This is a genomic window from Rhodanobacter denitrificans, assembly GCF_000230695.2.
Lineage (GTDB): Bacteria > Pseudomonadota > Gammaproteobacteria > Xanthomonadales > Rhodanobacteraceae > Rhodanobacter > Rhodanobacter denitrificans.
Window position 1 is genome coordinate 2,328,022 of the sequence record NC_020541.1, and the last position, 23,331, is coordinate 2,351,352.

At 67.7% G+C, this 23,331-nt stretch carries 22 protein-coding genes; 17 read left to right on the forward strand and 5 right to left on the reverse strand.

Features of this window, described 5'->3' with window-relative positions; all coding sequences use genetic code 11:
* Positions 1 to 56 precede the first annotated feature (56 nt).
* The 6 genes from hyfB to R2APBS1_RS10615 are packed head-to-tail and all read left to right on the forward strand — an operon-like array spanning position 57 to position 7,219.
* On the forward strand, positions 57 to 2,078 hold the full coding sequence (hyfB, locus tag R2APBS1_RS10590) for a hydrogenase 4 subunit B (RefSeq protein ID WP_015447950.1): 2,022 nt from the start codon (positions 57 to 59) through the stop codon (positions 2,076 to 2,078).
* Entirely contained in the window at positions 2,075 to 3,028 is a 954-nt protein-coding gene (locus tag R2APBS1_RS10595; RefSeq protein ID WP_015447951.1) for a respiratory chain complex I subunit 1 family protein, read from the forward strand. Before hyfB ends, R2APBS1_RS10595 begins: the two co-directional genes overlap by 4 nt.
* Positions 3,029 to 3,697 (forward strand): formate hydrogenlyase, encoded by a 669-nt coding sequence (locus R2APBS1_RS10600; protein WP_007508097.1) that lies wholly within the window; start codon positions 3,029 to 3,031, stop codon positions 3,695 to 3,697. It begins immediately after the preceding gene.
* 1 nt (position 3,698) lies between these two features.
* The gene (locus R2APBS1_RS10605) at positions 3,699 to 5,150 is read left to right on the forward strand and encodes a hydrogenase 4 subunit F (RefSeq protein ID WP_015447952.1); all 1,452 of its coding nucleotides are present in this window, start codon (positions 3,699 to 3,701) and stop codon (positions 5,148 to 5,150) included.
* Positions 5,151 to 5,155: 5 nt separating this feature from the next.
* Positions 5,156 to 6,700 (forward strand): hydrogenase large subunit, encoded by a 1,545-nt coding sequence (locus tag R2APBS1_RS10610; protein ID WP_236127014.1) that lies wholly within the window; start codon positions 5,156 to 5,158, stop codon positions 6,698 to 6,700.
* 6 nt (positions 6,701 to 6,706) lie between these two features.
* A complete protein-coding gene (locus tag R2APBS1_RS10615) occupies positions 6,707 to 7,219 on the forward strand; it encodes an NADH-quinone oxidoreductase subunit B family protein (RefSeq protein WP_015447954.1) in 513 nt (170 codons plus the stop codon).
* Between the two features lie 119 nt (positions 7,220 to 7,338).
* Here R2APBS1_RS10615 and lolA read toward each other — a convergent pair whose 3' ends face one another.
* The 3 genes from lolA to ald all read right to left on the reverse strand — a co-directional run bounded on the left by lolA (position 7,339) and on the right by ald (position 11,552).
* Entirely contained in the window at positions 7,339 to 7,998 is a 660-nt protein-coding gene (gene lolA / locus R2APBS1_RS10620) for an outer membrane lipoprotein periplasmic chaperone LolA (protein ID WP_015447956.1), read from the reverse strand.
* A 138-nt stretch (positions 7,999 to 8,136) separates the two neighbouring features.
* Positions 8,137 to 10,461, reverse strand: coding sequence for a DNA translocase FtsK (locus R2APBS1_RS10625; protein ID WP_015447957.1), 2,325 nt, complete (start codon positions 10,459 to 10,461; stop codon positions 8,137 to 8,139).
* 26 nt (positions 10,462 to 10,487) lie between these two features.
* On the reverse strand, positions 10,488 to 11,552 hold the full coding sequence (gene ald, locus R2APBS1_RS10630; protein WP_007508086.1) for an alanine dehydrogenase: 1,065 nt from the start codon (positions 11,550 to 11,552) through the stop codon (positions 10,488 to 10,490).
* 213 nt (positions 11,553 to 11,765) lie between these two features.
* Here ald and trxB point away from each other — a divergent pair, with 213 nt between their 5' ends.
* The 3 genes from trxB (at position 11,766) to aat (ending at position 14,678) form a co-directional block, all read left to right on the forward strand.
* Complete coding sequence (trxB, locus tag R2APBS1_RS10635) at positions 11,766 to 12,731, forward strand: thioredoxin-disulfide reductase (RefSeq protein ID WP_007508084.1); 966 nt, start codon at positions 11,766 to 11,768, stop codon at positions 12,729 to 12,731.
* 76 nt (positions 12,732 to 12,807) lie between these two features.
* Positions 12,808 to 13,953: a GNAT family N-acetyltransferase gene (locus R2APBS1_RS10640; protein ID WP_007508082.1), complete on the forward strand. Its 1,146-nt coding sequence runs from the start codon at positions 12,808 to 12,810 to the stop codon at positions 13,951 to 13,953.
* The gene (gene aat / locus R2APBS1_RS10645) at positions 13,950 to 14,678 is read left to right on the forward strand and encodes a leucyl/phenylalanyl-tRNA--protein transferase (RefSeq protein WP_007508080.1); all 729 of its coding nucleotides are present in this window, start codon (positions 13,950 to 13,952) and stop codon (positions 14,676 to 14,678) included. Before R2APBS1_RS10640 ends, aat begins: the two co-directional genes overlap by 4 nt.
* A gap of 3 nt (positions 14,679 to 14,681) precedes the next feature.
* Here aat and R2APBS1_RS10650 read toward each other — a convergent pair whose 3' ends face one another.
* Positions 14,682 to 15,482 carry an HD-GYP domain-containing protein gene (locus tag R2APBS1_RS10650; protein ID WP_015447958.1) on the reverse strand — a complete coding sequence of 267 codons (801 nt, stop codon included), beginning with the start codon at positions 15,480 to 15,482 and terminating at the stop codon, positions 14,682 to 14,684.
* A 255-nt stretch (positions 15,483 to 15,737) separates the two neighbouring features.
* Positions 15,738 to 16,997, reverse strand: a complete 1,260-nt coding sequence (ispG, locus tag R2APBS1_RS10655; RefSeq protein ID WP_007508077.1) for a flavodoxin-dependent (E)-4-hydroxy-3-methylbut-2-enyl-diphosphate synthase — start codon at positions 16,995 to 16,997, stop codon at positions 15,738 to 15,740.
* 29 nt (positions 16,998 to 17,026) lie between these two features.
* Between ispG and R2APBS1_RS20130 the strand changes: the two genes are divergently transcribed.
* The 8 genes from R2APBS1_RS20130 (at position 17,027) to ccoS (ending at position 23,313) form a co-directional block, all read left to right on the forward strand.
* Positions 17,027 to 17,233 (forward strand): hypothetical protein, encoded by a 207-nt coding sequence (locus tag R2APBS1_RS20130; RefSeq protein ID WP_157769740.1) that lies wholly within the window; start codon positions 17,027 to 17,029, stop codon positions 17,231 to 17,233.
* 64 nt (positions 17,234 to 17,297) lie between these two features.
* The gene (ccoN, locus tag R2APBS1_RS10660; protein ID WP_007508072.1) at positions 17,298 to 18,764 is read left to right on the forward strand and encodes a cytochrome-c oxidase, cbb3-type subunit I; all 1,467 of its coding nucleotides are present in this window, start codon (positions 17,298 to 17,300) and stop codon (positions 18,762 to 18,764) included.
* Between the two features lie 127 nt (positions 18,765 to 18,891).
* Complete coding sequence (gene ccoO / locus R2APBS1_RS10665) at positions 18,892 to 19,554, forward strand: cytochrome-c oxidase, cbb3-type subunit II (protein ID WP_007508070.1); 663 nt, start codon at positions 18,892 to 18,894, stop codon at positions 19,552 to 19,554.
* Entirely contained in the window at positions 19,551 to 19,733 is a 183-nt protein-coding gene (locus R2APBS1_RS10670; protein ID WP_007508068.1) for a cbb3-type cytochrome oxidase subunit 3, read from the forward strand. The genes ccoO and R2APBS1_RS10670 overlap by 4 nt, the downstream gene beginning before the upstream one ends.
* Positions 19,730 to 20,638 (forward strand): cytochrome-c oxidase, cbb3-type subunit III, encoded by a 909-nt coding sequence (ccoP, locus tag R2APBS1_RS10675; RefSeq protein WP_015447959.1) that lies wholly within the window; start codon positions 19,730 to 19,732, stop codon positions 20,636 to 20,638. Before R2APBS1_RS10670 ends, ccoP begins: the two co-directional genes overlap by 4 nt.
* A complete protein-coding gene (locus R2APBS1_RS10680) occupies positions 20,622 to 20,864 on the forward strand; it encodes a hypothetical protein (protein WP_015447960.1) in 243 nt (80 codons plus the stop codon). Before ccoP ends, R2APBS1_RS10680 begins: the two co-directional genes overlap by 17 nt.
* Positions 20,861 to 23,122, forward strand: a complete 2,262-nt coding sequence (locus R2APBS1_RS10685) for a heavy metal translocating P-type ATPase (RefSeq protein WP_015447961.1) — start codon at positions 20,861 to 20,863, stop codon at positions 23,120 to 23,122. Before R2APBS1_RS10680 ends, R2APBS1_RS10685 begins: the two co-directional genes overlap by 4 nt.
* Positions 23,119 to 23,313 carry a cbb3-type cytochrome oxidase assembly protein CcoS gene (ccoS, locus tag R2APBS1_RS10690; RefSeq protein ID WP_015447962.1) on the forward strand — a complete coding sequence of 65 codons (195 nt, stop codon included), beginning with the start codon at positions 23,119 to 23,121 and terminating at the stop codon, positions 23,311 to 23,313. The genes R2APBS1_RS10685 and ccoS overlap by 4 nt, the downstream gene beginning before the upstream one ends.
* Positions 23,314 to 23,331: the final 18 nt, after the last annotated feature.

A 23,331-nucleotide genomic window follows, 5' to 3' on the forward strand; every position in this document is an offset into this window, starting at 1 on the left:
GTCCAGACGGCGCCGCTCAACGGCCGCTCAACCAGCGACCTGCTCGGGTCCACCGTATGCATGGGGTGAGTGCACTGACGACAACCACGGCACTGACGGCGTTGCTGGTTCTGGTTGCTTCGTGGTTGCTGATTGGTGCACTCGGCCTGGTCCAGTCCAATCGCATCGGTTGGGTCGCACGCACGCTATTCCCACTGGGCGCGCTGGTCGCGCTGGGCATGGCCGGCATGGGCGCCATGTCCCTGGCCACGGGCTTTGCCGCGCAGACCAGCGTGCTTGCCTTCGGGCTGCCAGACATGCCGTTTCATGTGCGTCTGGATGCGCTGTCAGGCTTCTTCTTGCTGCTGCTTGGAAGTGCGGGGGCTGGCATCTCCATCTTCGCCGCCGGTTACTTCCGGCAAGGCGAAGGCACGGCGCCGGGGCTGCTCTGCCTGCAGTACCACGTATTTCTGGCCAGCATGGCGCTGGTCGTGCTGGCCGATGACGCCTATCTGTTCATGGTGGCGTGGGAAACCATGGCGCTCAGTTCGTACTTCCTGGTGACCACCCAACACCGTATTCCGGAGATCCAGCGCGCCGGCTTCCTGTACCTGCTGATGGCGCACGTGGGGGCACTGGCATTGTTGCTTTGCTTCGGTGTGCTGCACGGCGGCAGCTGGCTGATGACGTTTGATTCGATGCGTGCGGCCACCCTGTCGCCTGCCTGGGCCGCGGCAGCCTTCCTGCTGGCCTTGTTCGGTTTCGGTGCCAAGGCGGGCCTGGTGCCCTTGCATGTGTGGTTGCCGGAAGCCCACCCGGCCGCGCCCTCACCGGTGTCCGCGATGATGAGTGGCTTGATGCTCAAGGTGGCGGTCTACGGCATGTTGCGCATCAGTTTCGATCTGCTCCACGCCGGCCCATGGTGGTGGGGCATGCTGACGCTGGCGGTGGGACTGGCCACGGCGCTGTTCGGTGCGGTGTTCGCTGCCGTACAGACCGACATGAAGCGGTTGCTGGCCTATTCCTCCATCGAGAACATCGGCCTGATCTTCGCCGCGCTTGGCCTGGCGCTGCTGTGCTACGCGTTCGACATGCGCCTGCTGGCGGCGTTGGCACTCACCGCCGCGTTGCTGCACGCACTCAATCACGCCCTATTCAAGAGCCTGCTGTTTCTCGCCACCGGCTCGGTTCTGCACGCCACCCACGAGCGCAGCCTGGGCAAACTCGGCGGGCTGATCCGGCGGATGCCATGGGTCGCCACGCTGGCCCTCGTCGGCACCCTGTCCCTCGCCGGGTTGCCACCGCTCAACGGTTTCGTTTCCGAATGGCTGCTGCTGCAGGCATTCTTGTCCACGCCGTCCATCCCGCATGCGTTCATCAACATGATCGTGCCACTGGGCGCGGCCGTGGTGGCACTCACCGCCGCGCTGGCCGGCTACGTGATGGTCAAATTCTACGGTGTCATATTTCTCGGCCAGCCACGTGAACCCTCACTGATGCAGGCCCACGATGCGGGCTGGCTCGAACGGGTGGGGCTGGCCTGGTTGGCGTTGGGCTGCATCCTCATTGGCGTGTTTCCGCAAGCCGCGCTGGATGCCATCGCTGGCGTGACCCAGACCCTGCTCGGCACCGTGATCCAGCGCGGCCCGGCGCCATGGTGGATCGCTCCGGTGGCGCAGGCGCAGGCTTCTTACAGTGGCCTGTGGCTGCTGTTGGGCATGGCCGGCGTGATCGCGGTGATGTTCGTGCTGGTACGGCGGATGTACCACGGTCGTGTGCGCCGGGTGTCACCATGGAATTGCGGTTACCCCGAGCTGACCCCGCGCATGCAGGACACCGCCGAAGGATTTGGTCAGCCGATCCGGCACATGTTCGGGCCGTTTTTTCGCATCGAGCGCGAAGTGCCTTCGCCGGATGATCAGCTCCCGCGTTACCGCATCCAGATCGATGACCACCTCTGGCATGGGCTGTATCTTCCGCTGGCCCGCATCGTCGGCTGGCTGGCCGATGCGTTGTCCGTGCTGCAGCGCGGACGTCTGGCCATCTATCTGCTGTACAGCTTCCTGACTTTGATCGTATTGCTGGTGTTCGTCCTGTGAACGCACTCGCGCTTGTCAGCCAGCTCGGCGGTGTGGTACTGGCCGTGGCACTGGCACCGCTGTTGGCCGGCTGGGTAGCACAATGCCGGGCCTGGCTGCAGAATCGCTCGGCCCCTCCCCTGCTGCTCCCCTACCGCACCTTGCGCAAGCTGTTCCGCAAGGATGCGGCGCTGGCCACGCAGGCCTCGCCCTTGTTCCGCGCCGCGCCCTACGCCGTATTCGGCGCCATGGCTACGGCGGCGGCGATCATTCCCTCGGTAACCACCGACCTGCCCCTCGCCAGGGTGGCCGATGCCATCGCCTTGGTCGGCCTGTTCGCGACGGCACGCGTGTTCATCGCCCTGGCGGCGATGGATATCGGCACAGTCTTCGGCAGCATGGGCGCACGACGCGAAATGATGATCGGATTTCTCGCTGAGCCGGCGTTGCTGATGGTGTTGTTCAACGCGTTTCTGATGTTTGGCAGCACGGCGCTGCCGACCATCGTGAAAGGCACGCTGGACGCCGATGGGTTGACGTTGCATCCGAGTCTGGCCTTCGCCGGCGTCGCTTTCGTGATGGTGTTGCTGGCCGAGAACGCCCGCATTCCGATCGACAACCCCGGCACGCACCTTGAAGTGACCATGATCCATGAGTCCATGGTGCTGGAATATTCCGCGCGCCATCTGGCCCTCATCGAATGGGCGTCCTGGTTGAAGCTGTTCAACTACGCGTGCATCGGTTTCACGCTGTTCGTGCCCTGGGGCATCGCGCCGCACACGACCGGCCCATTGGGTTTGTTGCTTGCCATCGTGTGGTTGCTGGCCAAGCTGGCCGTCGCCGGCGCGGTGTTGGCGGTGATTGAAACGGTCTCGGCCAAGCTGCGCATCTTCCGGGCGCCGGAGTTCCTGAGCATGGCGTTCCTGCTCGCCGTGCTGGGCCTGCTCGTTCATCTACTGCTGCAATCCTGAATGATGCCTCCACTCAACCTCGCCACCCAGCTGCTGCATGTGCTCGCCGCCGGCCTGCTGATGATCTCGTTCGCCATGCTCGCACAGCGGCGGACACGGCGGCTGATCGTGCTGCTGGCCTGGCAGGGTGTGGTGCTGACCGCCTCCACGCTGCTGGTCGCTGTCACAGCGCACTTGCAGCATCTGTATTACTCCGCCGCGCTGACCCTGATCGAAAAGGTCTGGCTGATGCCGTGGATCCTGCTGCGGCTGATGCGTCGCCTGGGCATCGAGGGCGACAGCGATCCGCTGGTGAACATTCCCACCCTGATGCTGGTTGGGCTGGGTCTGGTGATCTTCGCGTTCGGGCTGGCCCAGCCGATCAGTTCGCTGGCCACCACGGTCACCCGACAGACGCTTGGCATTGCGATGGCGGTGATCCTGCTGGCCTTCCTGATGATGATTGCCCGACACAAGGCGGTGACCCAGGTGATCGGTTTCCTGGCGATGGAGAACGGCTTGTTCTTCGCCGCCACCAGCACGACCTACGGCATGCCGATGGTGATCGAGCTGGGGATTGCGCTCGATCTGCTGGTCGGCGTGTTCATTTTCGGCATCTTCTTCTTCCAGATTCGCGAGCAGTTCGACAGCCTCGACCTGCATCAGCTCGAAGCACTCAAGGAGGACTGACGTGGAGCTTGCGTGGGTGCTGGGTACTCCATTGTTCGGTGCGATCGTGCTGGCCGTGCTCGGTGCGCGGCGCTCCGCCGCCGAACTCAACGTCGTGATCAGCCTGGCGACGTTGATCGCCGCCGCGGCGCTGGTACTCAGGATCATCGGCCACGGCTCGATGACCGTGGCCCACGAGCAGTTCTTCGTCGATCCGTTCAACGTGTTCCTGATCGCGCTGACCGCGCTGATCGGCTTCACCACGGCGGTGTTTTCGCGCCCCTACATGCGTATCGAACAGGATCACGGTCGACTCAACACGCACCGCCTGCGGCTCTATCACAGCATGTACCAGCTGTTCATGGCTGCCATGCTGGTGGCACTGTCGACCAACAACATGGGGCTGCTGTGGGTCGCGATGGAGGCGGCGACGCTGTCGACCGTGCTGCTGGTGTCGTTGTACCGCACCCGCGCCAGCATCGAGGCGGCCTGGAAATATTTCATCCTGTGCGGCGTCGGTATCGCGCTGGCGCTGTTTGGCACGATCCTGTTGTACTTCGCGGCAGAGCGGCTGCTCGGTGGCGAGGGCATGAAAGCGCTGTTGTGGACCCACCTCAACGCGGTGAAAGGGCAGCTCGATCCGACGGTGATCGGGCTCGCGTTCGTCTTTCTGCTGGTCGGCTACGGCACCAAGGTCGGTCTCGCCCCCCTGCACAACTGGCTGCCCGATGCCCATGCGGAGGGCCCCACGCCGGTCTCGGCGGTGTTGTCGGGGCTGCTGCTCAACGTGGCGATGTACGCTGTGGTCCGTTGCAAGATCCTTGCGGCCGGCGCGATGCACTCGGCGCTGCCCGGACGCATGCTGATGGCGTTCGGTTTGCTCTCGACGGTGCTGGCGGCGTTCCTGCTGTGGCGTCAACGCGACATCAAGCGTCTGTTTGGCTACTCCTCGATCGAGCACATGGGCATCATCACGTTTGCGTTCGGCATGGGCGGGCCGCTGGCAAATTTCGCCGCACTGCTGCATATGACGGTGCACTCGTTGACCAAGTCGGCGATCTTCTTCGCCGCCGGCCATGCCTCGCAGATCGCGGGCACCCAGCGCATTGATGGCATCCGCGGCCTGCTGGCGGTGAGTCCCACCGTCGGCTGGGGATTGATGCTGGGCTCGCTGGCGATCCTCGGCACGCCGCCGTTCGGCGTATTCACCAGTGAATACATGGTCTTGATCACGGCCATGCGCGACCACCCGTGGGCGACACCGTTCCTGCTCGTCGCGCTGGCCGTGGCATTCGCCGCGATCTTCTTCAAGGTGCAGCCGATGGTGTTCGGCGAAACGGATGCACAGCGCCTGCCGCACCCGCCGGCACTGGTGCCGGTGTTTGTGCACCTGTCGATCGTGCTGATGCTCGGCCTGTACATACCGCCCGCCCTGGCCCAATGGTATCGGCTCGCCGCGAGCCTGATCGGATGAATCCCATGTGGCCTGACTTTCTCGACACCGAATGTGCGGCCTTGCCCTCCAACGTGGCGGCCTGCCGCGTACAGGTCGATGCCACTCGCTGGTGCGAGGCCGCGGACGCGATGCGCGAAGCCGGTGCGGACCTGCTGTCGCTGTGGGGCAGCGATGATCGTGACCGCGACCGGTGCCTGCGCGTGCACGCGGCCTACCTGCTGCGCGATCGGGTGGTCGTGGTGGAGCACGCGATGCCCGCCAGCCAGGCAATCTACCCCTCGCTGGCCACACGCTTTCCGGTGGCCGGGCGGCTGCAGCGCGCAACCTACGACCTGCTCGGCATCCGCGCCGACGCTGGCGATACGCGGCCGTGGCTGCGCCACGGCGGCTGGCCGGAGGATGTGTTCCCGCTGCGCCGCGACGTCGCGGCGACCCAGACCTGGCCAGTGACCAGCAGCCCGTATCCCTTCGTCCCGGTCAGCGGCGACGGCGTGCACGAGATGACCGCCGGTCCGGTGCATGCCGGCACCATCGAGCCGGGGCGTTTCCAGCTGGCCGTGGTCGGCGAAAAGGTGCTGCGCCTGGAGGTTCGCCTCGGTTACACGCACAAGGGCATCGCCAAGCGCTTCGAGGCGCTGGCCCAGCGCGACGCCCACCGCCTGGCCGCCCATATCTGCGGCGATTCGACGGTGGCTTTCAGCTGGGCGTATTGCGCCGCGCTGGAATCGATCACCGCCAGCACACCTTCGCCGCGCGCCCTCGTCCTGCGTGCACTGGCGCTCGAACGCGAGCGCATCGCCAATCATCTGGGCGATCTCGGCGGACTGGCCAACGATGCCGGCTTTGCCTTCGGCCAGACCCAGTTTTCCAGCCTGAAAGAGCAGCTTTTGCGGCATAACGCGGCGCTGTTTGGCCAGCGCTACCTGTTTGACTTTGTGGTACCCGGCGGCGTCGCCCGCGACCTGCCGGCACGCACGCTGCCGGGCATGCTCGACGAGATCGCGGCACTGGAACACGCGGTATGCGACCTGCGTGGAATCTACGCTCGACACGCGGGCCTGCAGGATCGTTTCCTCGGGGCCGGCCGATTGACCCCCGCCCAGGCTGCCGCATTGGGTGCGATCGGCCTGGCCGGGCGTGCTTCCGGCGTCGCCCGCGACCTGCGCGTGGACCTGCCATGGTCGCCGTACGATCACTCGTCGCCGACGTTGGCCACGAGCACCGAAGGCGATGTGGCGGCGCGCGTGCAGGTGCGCTTCGAGGAGACGCTCGAATCACTGCGGCTGTGCCGGCAATGGCTGCAGGCGCTGCCAGCCGGTGAGCGGGTCTGCGACGTGCCGGTGGCGCCCGCCGGCCAGCTCGGCATCGGCCTGATCGAAGGCTGGCGCGGTCCGGTCATGCTGGCGCTGGAAACCGGCCCCGCCGGTGGCATCCGGCGCTGCCGCGCGCATGATCCCTCGTGGCAGAACTGGCCGCTGCTCGAAGTCGCCATCTTGGGCAACATCGTGGCGGACTTCCCGCTGATCAACAAATCCTTCAACCTTTCCTACAGCGGACACGATGGGTAAGCGCGCATGTTCGATATCCTGTCACGCATTCGTCGAACCGGCCGCCTGAGCGAACCGTATCCGGTGCCGGGTACTGACGAGACGGCGTCAACCGCGATCCAGCGCGAGCTGCACGCCGTGTTCGGGCGCGCCTTGTGCATTCGCCATGTCGACGCCGGCTCCTGCAATGGTTGCGAGCTCGAAATCCACGCGCTGAGCAACGCGTACTACAACCTGCAAGGCGCCGGCATCCGGTTTGTGGCCAGTCCGCGCCATGCCGATCTGCTGCTGGTCACCGGACCGGTCTCGGTCAATATGGAAGACGCACTCAGGCAAACTTACGAAGCGATGCCCGATCCCAAGTGGGTGCTCGCCGTGGGGGACTGCGCGGCCTGCGGCGGCCTGTTCGGCGCCAACTATGCGACCCGGGGGCCGGTCAGTGCCATCATCCCGGTGGATGCCGTGGTCACCGGCTGCCCGCCCGAGCCACTGGCGATCATGCGCGGCCTGCTGCAGATAACCAGCAAGCGGCCGGCATGACTTCTCCGCGCTGCCCGGTCAGCGGCCTCATGCGTAATCGGTGAGCGCGACGATACCCTGCTCGTGCACCGGAAACGGCCAGCTGGCTCCGCTCGTCCGCAGATCATCCGGCTGGCGCATCAGTCCTTCAGCGGCTGTACGTCGATCACCGGCGCGTCGCCGATCACGTCGGCGCCCTTCGGCGGCACGAAGTTGAAGGTGGCCGGCGGAATCGGCACGTTGCGCTGCCAGCCGGAGAAGCGGATCTCGGTGGTGGAACCGAGCTGGTCGCGGAACGTCATGCGGGCCAGGCCGTTCGTGTCGAAGCCGAGGTCGGCGTAGTCGAACTGCGGGTCCTTCGCGGTGGAACTGAGCCGCAGCCAGGCCAGGCCGTCGTGCTCGCCCCGCTCGACCACCTTGAAGTCCCTGTCCATCTGCGCGAGGTCGGTCAGCACAGTGAGCGGGCTGTGCGCCTCCTCGCTGCTCTGGATGCGCACGGTGACCTGCTCCAGTTCCGGGTCGTACATCCAGACCCGGCTGCCGTCGGCCACGATGGTCTGCTTGTACGGCGCCAGCGTGTCCCAGCGGAACTGGCGCGGCGCCTGCAGCGCCAGCGTACCGGAGCTGGCCTTGCTGGCGTGGCCGTTGATGTCGGTCAGGGTCTGGCTGAAGTGGCCGGTCAGCGAATGCAGGCCGCTGGCAAACGCATCCAGCCGCACGCGGGCGGGGCCGGTGGCGGCCTGGGCCGCGCTGGCCAGCGACAGCAGGAACGCGGCGGCGACGATGGTGAGGCGTTTCATCGGATTCCCGGAAGGTGGTGACGTGCCGCAATTGTGGACAGCACTGGCTTAACCGAACCGTAGGAGCGCACTCCGTGCGCGACGCCCTTCGGTGCATCGAAAGGCATCGCCTGCCAGCGGGCTCCTGCGGGTCTCATTTCAATTCTTCGGCGGTGGCGGCGCCAGCACTTCGCGGTTGCCGTTGTGCTGCGGGGCGCTGACCACGCCGTCCTGCTCCATCTGTTCGACCAGCCGCGCGGCGCGGTTGTAGCCGATGCGCAGGTGCCGCTGCACGCCGGAAATCGAGGCGCGCCGGGTCTGCGTGACGATCGCCACGGCCTTGTCGTACAGCTGGGTGTCGGCGTCACCGCCTTCTTCGCCCTCCTGCGGCAGGCCGGCGTCGTTGATGAACTTGCCGTCGGCGGTGGCCTGGACTTCTTCCAGCACGCCCTCGATGTAGTTCGGCGCACCCTGCGATTTCAGCCAGGCGACCACGTGGTGCACCTCATGGTCGTCGACGAAGGCGCCGTGCACGCGTTCCGGTGTGGCAGTGCCCGGCGGCAGGTACAGCATGTCGCCGTGGCCAAGCAGAGTCTCGGCGCCGCTCTGGTCGAGAATCGTGCGCGAGTCGATCTTGCTGGAAACCTGGAACGCGATGCGGGTGGGGATGTTCGCCTTGATCAGGCCGGTGATCACGTCCACCGACGGGCGCTGGGTGGCCAGGATCAAGTGCACGCCGGCGGCGCGCGCCTTCTGCGCCAGGCGGGCAATGAGTTCTTCCACCTTCTTGCCGACGATCATCATCATGTCGGCGAATTCGTCGATGAACACCACGATGTACGGCAGCGGCTCCAGCGGCTCGGCGGCGAGGTTCGGCATCTCCGGGTTCGGCCGGAACAGCGGGTCCAGCAGCGGCTGGCCGGCGTTCTCGGCGTCCTTCACCTTCTTGTTGAAGCCGGCCAGGTTGCGCACGCCGACGGCGGCCATCAACTTGTAGCGGCGCTCCATCTCGGCCACGCACCAGCGCAGCGCGTTGGCCGCTTCCTTCATGTCGGTGACCACCGGCGCCAGCAGGTGCGGGATGCCCTCGTACACCGAGAGCTCCAGCATCTTCGGGTCGATCATGATCATCCGCACGTCTTTCGGACTGGCCTTGTACAACAGGCTCAGCACCATCGCGTTGACCGCCACCGACTTGCCCGAGCCGGTGGTGCCGGCCACCAGCAAGTGCGGCATCTTGCCCAGGTCGACCACCACCGGCTTGCCGCCGATGTCCTTGCCCAGCGCCAGCGACAGCGGCGACTTGGTCTGGTCGTACTTGTCCGAACGCAGGATCTCGGAGAGGTAGACGATCTGCTTGTGCGTGTTGGGGATCTCCAGCCCGATCACGTTCTTGCCGGGGATCACGTCGACCACGCGCACGCTGACCACCGACAGGCCGCGCGCGATGTCCTTGTCCAGGCTGGACACCTGCGAACCGCGGATGCCCGGCGCCGGCTCCATCTCGAAACGGGTGATCACCGGGCCCGGGTAGGCGCCGACCACCTTCACGTCGATCTTGAAGTCCTTCAGCTTGAACTCGACCTGGCGCGAGAGCACCTCGAGGGTTTCCTCGGAATAGCCCGGCCCCTGCGGCGGCGCCTCGTCCAGCAGCGACAGCGGCGGCAGCTCGCCCGGCACGGCGGCGCCGACGAACAGCGGGATCTGCGTTTCGAGCTTCGCGCGTTCGCTCTTGGTCACCGGCGCCGGCGGCGCCTCGATGCGCACCGGTTCGCGCTTGGCCTGGCGCACCGCATCGGCCTTCTTGACCACCTCGCGCTCGGTGCGCGCCTGCCGCGCGGCCAGTGCCTGCGGTGCCTCGCGCAGCTTGCCCTTGAGCCAGTCGAGCAGCTTCAGCACGCCATGCCCGGTCCAGTCCATCACCTTGAACCAGGACAAGCCGGTGGCCAGCGTCACCGCGATCAGGAACAGCGCCAGCAGCAGCAGCGGCGCGCCCTTGTCGCCGAACGCGCTGAGCAGGGCGTCGCCCACCCACACCCCGATGATGCCGCCCACGCCCTGCGGCAGTACCGGCTCGTCGTGGAAATTGAGGTACAGCAGCGCCGGGCCGGTGATGAAGAAGAACACGAAGCCGATCAGGCGCAATGCCGGCTCCCACGGATGCACCGCCTGCTCGCCGCGCTGGCGCAGCACCTGCACGCCCAGCAGCAGCAGCAACAGCGGGAAACAGTAGGCGACCAGGCCGAAGATCCAGCGCAGCAAGTCGGCGATGTAGGCGCCCACGGTGCCGCCGAAATTGCGTGCATGTTCCAGCTGGCCGGCATTGGTCCAGCTCGGGTCGTGCGGGTTGTAGCTGAACAGGCACACCAGCAGGTACAGCGCCAGCGGCAGCAGCAGCAAGGCGCCGGCTTCGCGCAGCCGTCGCTTCAGCTCTTCGCTGAGTCCCTCCTTCGGTGGTTGCCTGACGTTCGTGCTGCGCGCCACTCTTGGTATCCCTTTCCTGCCCAAGCTCAGAGCATACCTTGCAGCGCGGGATGCACCAGCTTGCCGCCGTCGACATTGATGCCGCTATTCAGCGGGGCGAACTGGCGCCACGCGTTGCCCGCCGCCAGGCGCTGCACGTAGGGCAGGATCGCGGCGGAAATCGCCAGCGACGAGGTCTGCGGCACCGCACCCGGCATGTTGGTCACGCAGAAATGGGTGATGCCATGCACGTCGTAGGTGGGCTTCTCCCAGGTGGTCGGCTTCGAGGTCTCGAAGCAGCCGCCCTGGTCGATCGCGATGTCCACCAGTACGCTGCCCGGCTCCATCGTCCTGACCATCGCCTCGCTGACCACGTGCGGCGCCCGCGCGCTGGGGATCAGCACCGCGCCGACCACGATGTCGGCGTCGCGCACTTCCTCGGCCACCGACGACTCGTAGGCATACAGCGCGGTGACGTTCGGGCCCAGCGCCATCATCTCGGCCAGGCGGTCCTGGCGCTTGTCGAACACCACCACGTTGGCGCCGGCGGCCGCGGCCAGCGCCGCGGCATTGCCGCCAGCGGCACCGGCGCCGAGCACCACCACCTTGCCGCGCGGGGTGGAAGCCATGCCGCCAAGCAGCTTGCCCTTGCCGCCCTGCGGGCGATGCAGCAGCGTGGTGCCGAGCTGGGTGGCGATACGGCCGGCGATCACCGACATCGGCAGCAGCAGCGGCAGCACGCCATTCTCCGTCACCGACTCGAACGCCACGGCGGTGAGGCCGATGTCGAGCAGGCGGCGGGTCAGCTCGGGCTCGGCGGCCAGGTGCAGGTAGCAGAACAGCAGATGGCGCTTTTCCAGCAGGGCCAGGTCGCCGGCGATCGGCTCCTTCACCTTCACGATCAGCTCGCCGGCCGCGTACAGCGCGGCGGCGTCCGCCACCACCGTGACGCCTTCCCGGGTGTAGGCCGCGTCGGCAAAGCCGCTTTGCAGTCCGGCACCGGACTGGATGAACACCTCGTGGCCGCGGCGCGCCAGGTCGGCGGCAGCAGCGGGAATGAGCGCGACGCGCCCTTCCATCGTCTTGGTTTCGCAGGGAATGCCGATGCGCATGGAGAAGGAGTCCTAATGGAAGGTTGAACCCATCGCGCCGTCGACGCGGTCGTGCCGCCGATCTGCCGATGCCTTGAATCGGTGCCGCATATTCCCCATTCTTCCGGGGTCGTGCGCTCCGTCGTCATCGCCCGCAGCGGCCCGGAAGGAAACCGCCGCAGGGGTCGGAGCGAATAGCCACTCAAGTCACCCGAAAACCCAAGGATTATAACCATGAGCGTCGCCCCCAAACACAGCCGCCTGCTGATCCTCGGCTCCGGCCCCGCCGGCTACACCGCTGCGGTGTACGCGGCCCGCGCCAACCTCAAGCCGACCCTGATCACCGGCCTGCAGCAGGGCGGCCAGCTGATGACCACCACCGACGTGGACAACTGGCCGGGCGACGTCGAAGGCCTGCAGGGCCCGGCGCTGATGCAGCGCATGGCCGAGCACGCCGAGCGCTTCCACACCGAGATGATCTTCGACCACATCCACACGGCGGACCTGAAGCAGCGCCCGTTCCGGCTCAAGGGCGACTCCGGCGAGTACACCGCCGACGCGCTGATCGTCGCCACCGGCGCCACCGCCAAGTACCTCGGCATCGAAAGCGAGGAGAAGTTCAAGGGCAAGGGCGTCTCGGCCTGCGCCACCTGCGACGGCTTCTTCTTCCGCGACCAGGACGTGGTGGTGATCGGCGGCGGCAACACCGCGGTCGAGGAAGCGCTGTACCTGGCCAACATCGGCCGCAAGGTCTACCTGGTGCACCGCCGCGACAAGCTGCGCGCGGAGAAGATCATGCAGGACAAGCTGTTCGAGAAGGCCGCCGCCGGCAAGATCGAGCTGGTCTGGAATCACAGCATCGACGAGGTGCTCGGCGACGACACCGGCGTCACCGGCGTGCGCGTGAAGGACGTCAACTCCGGCGCCACCCGCGACATCGCCGCCACCGGCTTCTTCGTGGCGATCGGCCACACGCCGAACACCGGCATCTTCGAGGGCCAGCTCGACATGCACGACGGCTACATCAGGATCCACAGCGGCCAGAGCGGCATGGCCACGATGACCTCGGTGCCGGGCGTGTTCGCCGCCGGCGACGTGGCCGACCACATCTACCGCCAGGCCGTCACCTCGGCCGGCTTCGGCTGCATGGCGGCGCTGGACGCGGAACGCTGGCTGGATCAGCAGACGCCGGCCGGCTGATGAGACGGGAGTGAGTGGAGAGGAGTGAGCAACGAGTGGTGGCGGGAACTTGCCGCTTCCTCCATTCTCCACGGCCATGCACGAAATCCGCTTCCACACCGCGCTCGCCGAACTGCCTGCCGCGGCGTGGGACGCCCTGCGCGCCGACGCGAACCCGTTCGTGTCGCACGCGTTGCTGGACGCGCTGGAACGCAGCGGCTGCATCCGTCCCGACTGGGGCTGGCAGGCCCATCACCTTGGCCTGTACGAAGACGGCCGCCTGCTCGCCGCCGCGCCGCTGTACCTGAAAGGCAACTCGCACGGCGAGTTCGTGTTCGACTGGAGCTGGGCCAGCGCCTGGCAACGTGCCGGCGGCGAGTACTACCCGAAGCTGCTCAACGGCGTGCCCTACTCGCCCGTTGCCGGTCCGCGCCTGCTGGCCGGCAACGACGCACGCACGCCATCGCTGCAGCGCGAACTGGTCGAGGCGATGCGCCGCGAAGCCGAGCGGCTGGGCCTGTCATCGGTGCACGCGAATTTCCTGCAGCCGGCCGAGCTCGCCGCATTCGGTGACGGCTGGCTGGCGCGCTCGGACGTGCAGTTCCACTGGCACAACCGCGGTTACCGGCACTTCCCGGATTTCCTCGCCGCGCTCAACCACAAGAAGCGCAAGAACATCCTGCGCGAACGCCGCCAGGTGGCGGCGAGCGGACTGGCCATCGAGTGGCGCAGCGGCGACTCGCTCCATGACGACGAATGGCAGCGCGTGCATGCACTGTACGAAGCCACCTTCGACATGAAGGGCAACCACGCCGCGCTGACCGTCGCGTTCTTTCGCCAGCTCGGCACGCTGGGATCGACCGCGCAGCTCGCCCTGGCCCGCGACGGCGCAGCCATCGTGGCGATGGCGCTGTTCGTGCAGGGCGACAAGGTGCTGTACGGCCGCTACTGGGGCGCTGCGGTGGACGTGCCCGGCCTGCATTTCGAGCTGTGCTACTACCGCGGCATCGACTACGCGATCGCGCACCGACTCGACCGCTTCGAACCCGGCGCGCAGGGCGAGCACAAGCTGGCGCGCGGCTTCCTGCCGGCGCGCACGCACTCGCGCCACTACCTGGCAAACCCGGATTTTCGTGCCGCGGTGGCCGCGGCGCTTGCCAGCGAGGCCGAAGCGGTCGACGCTTATGCCACCGAGTTGGGGGATCACAGCCCCTATGCCGATCACGGCGAGGTCGATCGATGAACCGGTTGCCGCTGCTGGATGCCGAAGCCTGGGACCGCTTTCCCGACCCGTGCCACGCACTGGCCGAGCCGAACGGACTGCTCGCGTTCGGCGGCGACCTGTCGCCGCGCCGGCTGCTGGCCGCATACAGCCTCGGTATCTTCCCGTGGTTCGGCGAGCACGAGCCGATCCTGTGGTGGTCGCCCGACCCGCGCTGCGTGTTTCATACCGCCGACCTGCGGATCAACCGCAGCCTGCGCCGCCAGCTCCGGGACAAGCCCTGGCGGCTGACCGTGGACCACGCGTTCGAGCAGGTCGTCCGCGCCTGCGCCGCGCCGCGCGCCAGCGACGCCGGCACCTGGCTGGTGCCGGCGATGATCGACGCCTACGTGCAACTGCATCGGCTGGGCCACGCACACAGCGTCGAGGTGTGGGATGGCGAGCGGCTGGTCGGCGGCATCTACGGCGTGGCGGTCGGCCGGCTGTTCTGCGGCGAGTCGATGTTCAGCGCCGAGAGCGGCGGCTCCAAGCTCGCTCTGGTCACGCTGGCGCGGCTGCTGCACGCGATGGATTTCCCGCTGCTCGACGCCCAGGTCGCCAACCCGCATACGCTGGGTCTGGGCGCCGTCGAGATGCCACGCGCGGAGTTCCTGCGCCAGGTCGCCCGGCTCGGCCAGCTGCCCGGCCTGGTCGGCAGCTGGGCCGCCTTCACGTCGCGGCTGATCCAGCCCGGCGCCGGCGACTGAAACTCAGTGCGCCAGCGCCTTGAGCTCGTCGTAGTGCTCCAGGAACAGCGCCACCAGCTCGGGATCGAGCTGGCTGCCGACGGCGGCGCGCAAATAAGCCAGCACGTCCGCCTCGGGCCACGCCGGCTTGTACACGCGCGCGGTGATCAGCGCATCCCAGATATCGACCACGCTGAAGATGCGCGCCGCCAGCGGGATGTTCTCGCCGGCGAGGCCCTGCGGATAGCCGCTGCCGTCCCAGCGCTCGTGATGGCTGTAGGGAATCTCGCCGGCGTCGCGCAGGAAATCCACCCGCTGCAGCAGCTCGTGGCCCAGTTGCGGGTGCTGGCGCATCACCGCCATCTCCGCGTCGTCCAGCTTGCCCGGCTTGATCAGCACCGCGTCCGGCAAGGCCAGCTTGCCGATGTCGTGCAGCAGCGCGCCGAAGCTCAGGTTGCGCAGCGCCTCGCCATGCACGCCGGCCAGCCGCGCCAGGCCGGCGGCCATGCGCATCACCCGGTCGGAATGGTCGCCGGTCTCGCGGTGGCGGATGTCCATCGCCGACACCAGCACGCGCAGGGCCTGCTCGTACCCGTCCAGCAGCCTGCGGTTGGCGGCCTGCAGTCGGCGCAGGTCGCGCGCCACCATCCAGTACAGCAGCGCGCCGGTGCAGGCCACAAACAGCCAGCCCTTGACGCTCTGCAACCAGCTCAGCTCGGCCCGATTGCGCACCAGCGCATCCAGCGCGCGATCGGACAACCATATCCACAACGCGGACAGCAGCACGTAAAGCAGGACCGTGCGGAACTGCGGGCTGATTCTCACGAAAGCTCCCTTGGCAGGATCATCCCGCACAGGCTCGGGCTGCGCATCATGCGGGCCGGCGCAAGCATGAACCAGGATCAGGCGCGGCGGTGTGACCAGAGCCTCAGCGATGGTGAAGAACACCACTTCCCGTGGTTTTCTTCGGTCGCGAGTCCGGTACACACGCGGGCTCGCTCATATGAAAAATCACTGGCGTGACTGCTTCATGTCCGGCCATCGGCGGCCGGGCTTCGAGGTTGAAAAATCCACAAGCTCTCAGCCCGTTCGCGCCGCGTACCGGCGCGCGACGTAATCATCGAGGATGCCGACGAATTCCTCGGCGATGCGGTCGCCGCGCAAGGTCATCGCCTTCTCGCCGTCGATGAACACCGGCGCCGCCGGCGCCTCACCGTTGCCGGGCAGCGAGATGCCGATGTTGGCGTGCTTGGACTCGCCTGGGCCGTTGACGATGCAGCCCATCACCGCCAGGGTGAGGTTCTCCACGCCGTCGTACTTGATGCGCCACACCGGCATCTGTTCGCGCACGTGTTCCTGCACGGTCTTGGCCAGCTCCTGGAAGAACTCGCTGGTGGTGCGCCCGCAGCCCGGGCAGGCGGTGACCAGCGGGGTGAACGAGCGCAGGCCCATGGTCTGCAGCAGCTCCTGCGCCACGATCACCTCGCCGGTGCGCGAGGCGCCCGGCTCCGGCGTCAGCGAGATGCGGATGGTGTCGCCGATGCCTTCCTGCAGCAGTACCGCCAGCGCGGCGCTGGAGGCGGTGATGCCCTTGGAACCCATGCCGGCCTCGGTCAGACCCAGGTGCAGCGCGTAATCGCAGCGTGCGGCCAGGTCGCGGTACACCGCGATCAGCTCCTGCACGCCCGACACCTTGCACGACAGGATGATGCGCTCGCGCGGCAGGCCGATCTTCTCGGCCAGCGCGGCCGAATCCAGCGCCGAGCGGATCAGCGCCTCGCGCGCCACGTGGCTGGCGTCCCACGGCTCGGCGCGGCGCGCGTTCTCGTCCATCAGCGCGGTGAGCATGCCCTGGTCCAGCGAGCCCCAGTTGGCGCCGATGCGCACCGGCTTGCCGTACTGGATCGCCTTCTCGATGATCGCGCCGAACTGGCTGTCCTTCTTCTTGCCAAAGCCGACGTTGCCGGGGTTGATGCGGTACTTCGCCAGCACCTCGGCGCAGGCCGGCTCGCGTTCCAGCAGCTGGTGGCCGTTGTAGTGGAAGTCGCCCACGATCGGCACCTCCACCCCCATCATCGCCAGCCGCTCGGCAATCCGCGGCACTGCGGCGGCGGCGGCCGGCGTGTTGACCGTGATGCGCACCAGCTCGGAACCGGCGCGGGCCAGCTCGGCGACCTGTTTCGCGGTGCTGGCCGGGTCCTCGGTGTCGGTGTTGGTCATCGACTGCACCACCACCGGCGCGCCGCCGCCCACCGTCACCTTGCCGATCTGCACGGCCACGCTGGGCCGGCGCGGCGCCGGGGCGGCCGGATGCGGTTTCTGCGGAACGAACTCGCTCATGGAATCAACCGGATGTTCTCAAGGTCGCGATGGCCCGCGACGACGACGCCAAGAATACCCGATCGACCACCGTTTCCCGCCGGAAGCCCGATCGCGCCGGCGCCGGCAAGCAGGAAAACGCTCCGCGCATCACGCTTGGCGACCCGACGCATCTGCCGCCAGCGGGCCAGGCGTCAGCCGGGCCGGCGCGGTGCATACTGGCCGCCGGCGAAGGACGAATTGCCGCAGGCGCTTGATCGAAGTCATGACGACGTTACATGCTTCGCGCCAAAATACGCAGCTATCTTCACGGGGGCGTCCATGCCGAACACCGAGTATTACAACGACAAGGTCGTGCGCCAGTTCCTGCTGGCCGCGGCGGTATGGGGCATCATCGGCATGTCGGTCGGCGTGTATGCCGCCGCCGAACTGATGTGGCCGGCACTGAATTTCGAGATCCCCTGGCTGACCTTCAGCCGGATCCGCCCCGACCACACGTTCGGCGTGATCTTCGCGTTCGGCGGCTCGGCGCTGATGGGCACCTGCTATTACGTGGTGCAGCGCACCGGCCACGCGCGACTGGCGTTCAGGAAGCTGGCCGCCTTCACCTTCTGGGGCTGGCAACTGGTCTGCGTGCTGTCGATGGTCTCGATGCCGCTGGGCATGACCCAGAGCAAGGAGTACGCCGAGCCGGAATGGATCATCGACATCCTGATCGCGATCGTCTGGGTCAGCTTCGGCGTGGTGTTCTTCGGCTCGTTGGCGCGCCGGCGCATCAAGCACATCTACGTGGCGAACTGGTACTACGGCGCATTCATCATCGCGGTGGGCCTGCTGCACATCGTCAACAATCTCGCGCTGCCGGTGTCGCTGTTCAAGTCCTATCCGATCTATTCGGGCGTGGTCGACGCGATGGTGCAATGGTGGTACGGCCACAACGCGGTGGCGTTCTTCCTGACCGCCGGCTTCCTCGGCATGATGTACTACTTCGTGCCGCGCCAGGCGCAGCAGCCGCTGTGGAGCTACCGCTTCTCGATCGTCAATTTCTGGGCGCTGATCTCGGTCTACATGTGGGCCGGCGCGCACCACCTGATGTACACCGCGCTGCCGGACTGGGTGCAATCGGTCGGCATGGCGTTCTCGCTGGTGCTGCTGATGCCGAGCTGGGGCTCGGCGGCGAACGGCCTGCTCACCTTCAACGGCTCCTGGCACAAGCTGAAGACCGACCCGGCCGCCAAGTTCATGGTGATGTCGCTGGTGTTCTACGCCGCCTCGACCTTCGAAGGCTCGATGATGGCGATCAAGACGGTGAACCAGTTCACCCACTACACCGACTGGACCATCGCCCACGTGCACTCCGGTTCGCTGGGCTGGGTGGCGATGATCACCATCGGCTCGCTGTATGCGATGGCGCCGCGCGCGCTGGGCCGCCCGGAGATGTATTCGCACAAGGGCATGGAGGTGCATTTCTGGCTGCACATCCTGGGCACCTTGCTGTACGTGGGCGCGATGTGGACCGCCGGCGGCGTGGAAGGCCACATGTGGCGCGCCACCCAGCCCGACGGCGCGCTCACCTACGGCTTCCTGGACAGCCTGATCGCGATCAAGCCGATGTACGTGATCCGCTGGCTGGGCGGCGTGCTGATCCTGTCCGGCATGTGGGTCATGGCGTGGAACCTGTGGCATACCGCGGCCGATGCGCGCGCGCGGCTGATCAAGCCGATTCCGGTGCCGGTACCCGAACCCGTGCCGCACCAGGTGCCGGCACCGCTGCCTGCCGCCGGTTGAGGGAGCCGACTGATGCGCTCGTCCATGATCGCCGCTTCAATCAAATCCCTCTTGCGTGGCGGCAAGCCGGCCCGGCAAATCCAACAGCGGCCATCCATGGCCGCACTCTTCAAGTAGAGCTCACACCATGGCCTACAAGCATTTCGAAGCAATCGAGAAACACGCCGGCCTGCTCGGCATCGGCATCGCGATCATGGTGTCGCTGGGCGGGCTGGCCGAAATCACCCCGCTGTTCGTCGAGGCGCATGCGCTGAAGGCACCGCCGAACGTGCATCCGTACGACCCGCTGCGGCTGGCCGGCAAGGACGTCTACGTGCGCGAGGGCTGCTACCTGTGCCATTCGCAGATGATTCGCGCGCTGCGCTTCGAGACCGAGCGCTACGGCCACTTCTCCACCGCCGCCGAATCGGTCTACGACCGCCCGTTCCAGTGGGGTTCCAAGCGCACCGGCCCGGATCTCGCCCGCGTCGGCGGCAAGTACTCCGACGACTGGCAGCGCATGCACCTGATGAACCCGCGCAGCGTGGTGGCGCAGTCGAACATGCCGGCCTACCCGTGGCTGGCCGGCAAGAAGCTCGATGCCGCCGACATCCAGGCGCGCATGCGCACCCTGCGCAAGCTCGGCGATCCGTACAGCGACGCGGACATCGCCGGCGCGCCCGCCGCGGTGGAAGGCAAGACCGAGATGGACGCACTGATCGCGTACCTGCAGGGCCTGGGCATCAAGAATGAGCCCGATGCGGCGGGCGCCACGGCCACCGCATCGGCGGACACGGGAGGCACGCCATGACGCCGATGAACCCGGTCTGGGGCCACCTCGCCGGCGTGCTCATCCTGCTGATGATGTTCAGCTTCATCGGCATCTGGATCTGGGCCTGGCGCAGATACCACAAGTCCACGTTCGACCGCATGGCGCACCTGCCGATGGAAGACGAAGCCGCTTTCGACAACAGGGAGGATCGCCCATGAGCACGGGATGGTCGTTTTGGGTGATGTTCCTGGTAGTGCTCAACATGGGCACCACCTTCTTCCTGTACCTGTGGGGACCGCGCGCGAAGATCCCCACCCTGCCCGACGGCACCAGCGGCCACGTCTGGGCCCATGGCGTGCTGCGCGAGGGCGTGCGTCCGCTGCCGCTGTGGTGGGTGCTGCTTTCCGGCGCGATGTTCGTGGCCGGCTTCATCTACCTGGCGCTGTTCCCCGGCTTCGGCAATTTCAGGGGCGTACTGGGCTGGACCTCGCACGGCGAGCTGGCGAACGCCGTGGCCGCCAACGACGCCCGGCGTGCCTCGCTGACCGAGCGCTTCAAGCTGTATCCGGTGGAGCAACTGGCCAACGACCCCGCCGCGCTGCAGATGGGCAAGGTACTGTTCGAGGACAACTGCGCGGCCTGCCACCAACGCAGCGCGAAGGGCAACATGACGCTCGGCGCGCCCGACCTCAGCGACGACGACTGGCTGTACGGCGGCAGCGGCAACGACATCACCACCTCGATCCACGATGGCCGCAGCGGCGTGATGCCGCCGTGGGCCAGCCTGGGCGCGGACAACGTGAAGAATCTGGCGCAGTACGTGCTGAGCCTGTCCGGCTCGCCGCACGACGCGGCCAAGGCCGCCGCCGGCCAGCCGCTGTTTGCCACCTGCGCGGCCTGCCACGGCGCCGACGGCAAGGGCAACCAGGCGCTCGGTGCGCCAAACCTCACCGACCACATCTGGCTGCACGGCGGCAGCGTGGCCGACATCGAGAAGACCATCGGCGAGGGCCGCCAGGGCCGCATGCCAGCGTGGAACCCGCGCCTGTCCGACGACCAGATCCGCGTGCTCGCGGCCTACGTGTACCACCTGTCGCACCAGCCCGATGGCGACAAGCCCTGACCGCACTGCCCGCACCGCATCCGCCTGGTATCGCCAGCCGGTGCTGTGGCTGGGCGTGTTCGTCTTCGTAGCGTCGCTGGCCGGCTGCGTGTGGATCATCGTGCTCGGCGCGAACCACGCCGACACGCCGCTGAGTACTTCGCACACCGTGTTCGGCGTGCCGGTCAGCGCACACAGCAGCACCAGCCCGCCGCAGCAGCGGCCGCCGACCGATCGGCCACGATGAACGCCTACGCGGCCTGGGCCCACCCGCAACTCGCCGCGCAGGTGCTGCGCGTGCGCCGCGACGGCTGCAGCGAGGTCGCCTTGCGGGTCGAACCCCTGAACGACGCACGCCAGGTGCTGTGGCTGGAGCAGCGCATTCGCGCGTTGCCCGGCGTGCGGCGCGTGGCCATCGACCGGCCGGCACAGCGCGTGCGGGTGGTGTGGGACGTGCAACGCACATCGCTGCCTAGCCTGCTCGACAACTTTGCCATCGCCGGCTGCCCGGCGCAGCCGCTGCAGCAAGACAGCATCGACGACGCCCGGGCGCAGGAACAGCACGATGCGCTGAAGCGCCTGCTGGTCGCCGGCATGTGCTCGATGCAGGTGATGACCTACGCGTTCGTGATCTACATCGGCGTGGTCGATTTCGTCGACTTCAGCACGCGCAACCTGTTCCGCTGGCTCGGCCTGCTGACCAGCCTGCCGGTGGTGTTCTATTCGGCGCTGCCGTTCTTCCGCGGCGCCGTGCGCGAACTGGGCCAGCGCCGGCTCGGCATCAACTTGCCGGTGGCGCTGGCGGTGGCGCTGGTGTTCCTGGCCAGCACGTTCAACACGCTGCGCGGCAGCGGCGAGATCTATTTCGACTCGGTGACCATGTTCGTGTTCCTGCTGCTCGGCGGGCGCTACGTGGAACTGCGCTCGCGCCATCGCAGCGGCGCGCTCGGCGATGCCGCGATCGACGCCACCCCGCTGCTGGCGCAGCGGCGCCGTGCCGACGGCGAGCTGGAGACGGTGGCCGCGATCGCCCTGCTGTCCGGCGACCGCGTGCACGTCGCCGAAGGCGGCACCGTGCCGGCGGACGGCGTGCTGGAAAGCGCCGGCGCGCAGGTGGACGAGGCGCTGCTGTCGGGCGAGTCGCGCCCGCTGCAGCGGCTGCGCGGCGAGCGGCTGGTCGCCGGCAGCGTGCTGCTGTCCGGGCCGGCCGAGCTGCGCGTGGAGCACAGCGGCGCCACCACCGTGGCGGCGCGACTCGGCGCCCTGGCGAGCCGCGCGCGGCATGCGCGTTCGCTGATCGCCCCCAGCGATCGCGAAGTCGGCCGCTTCGTCGCCCGCGTGCTGGTGCTCACCGCACTGACCGCACTGGGCTGGCTGCTGCTCGATCCCGGCCGCGCGTTCGAGGCCGCGGTCGCCGTGCTGGTGGTGGCCTGCCCCTGCGCGTTCGCGCTGGCCGGCCCGGCCACGCTGACCCGTGCACTCGGCGTGCTGGCCGGCCGCGGCGTGCTGGTCACCGACGGCAAGGCGTTGGACACGCTGGCCACGGTCGACTATGCGCTGTTCGACAAGACCGGCACGCTCAGCGTGCCGCAGCTCGACCGCCGTGCGGTCGAACCCCTGCGCGGCGACACGCCCGACCGCGTCCTGCAGCTGGCCGCCGCGCTGGCCCACGAAAGCTCGCACCCGCTGGCGCGCGCACTCGCCGACGCGGCGCGCCTGCAGGCGCTGTCGCTGCAGGCGCAGTCGGTACGGGTCCATGCCGGCGCCGGCATCAGCGGCGACATCGACGGCCGCGAACTGCGCCTGGGCCGCGCCGACTTCGCACTGGCGCTCGCCGGCCAGACGGCGCCATCGGTGGTGACCGACACGCTGCTGCTGGCCGATGCGCAAGGTGCCATCGCCACGTTCCATCTCGACGAACAACCGCGTGCCGACGCCCGCCGCATGCTCGACGCGTTGCGCGTCGACGGCATCGCCGTCGCGATCGCCAGCGGCGACAGCGCCCCCCGCGTCGCCACGCTCGCCGCCCGCCTGGACATCGGCGACTGGCATGCGCGGCAGTCGCCCGCCGCCAAGCTCGAGCGGCTGCAGGCCGCGCGCGAGCACGGCCACACCACCCTGGCCGTGGGCGACGGCAGCAACGACGCCCCGGTACTGGCCGGCGCCGACGTCTCCGCCGCGCTGGCCTCGGGCACCGAGCTGGCCCAGGCGCATGCCGACCTGCTGCTGCTGGACGGCCACCTGGGCAGCCTCGCCGACGCCCGCGCGATCGCCCGCCAGTCGCGGCAGCTGATGGCGCAGAGCCGGCGCTGGTCGCTGCTGTACAACCTGTGTGCCGTGCCATTCGCCGCATTCGGCTTGGTGCCGCCGTGGCTGGCCGGCATCGGCATGTCGCTGAGTTCGCTGGTGGTGATACTCAATGCGTTGCGCATCGGCGGCGACACGGCAGCGGGCCGCTCCGGCGCGTCCGGCCCGGCAGCCCGCCCGCGCGAGCTGCGCGCATGAACATCCTGCTGGTGCTGATCCCGGTCACCCTGCTGGTGGTGATCGTCGCGGTATGGCTGTTCTTCTGGGCAGTCAACCACCAGCAGTTCGACGACCTGGACAGCCCCGCGCAGCTGCCGTTGATGGACGATCCGCCCGAGCCGGCGCCGCCTGCGGAAACCCCGCAGCACGACCCCACCGAACCGCCGTAGGCGTCCGCCTGCGGTCCT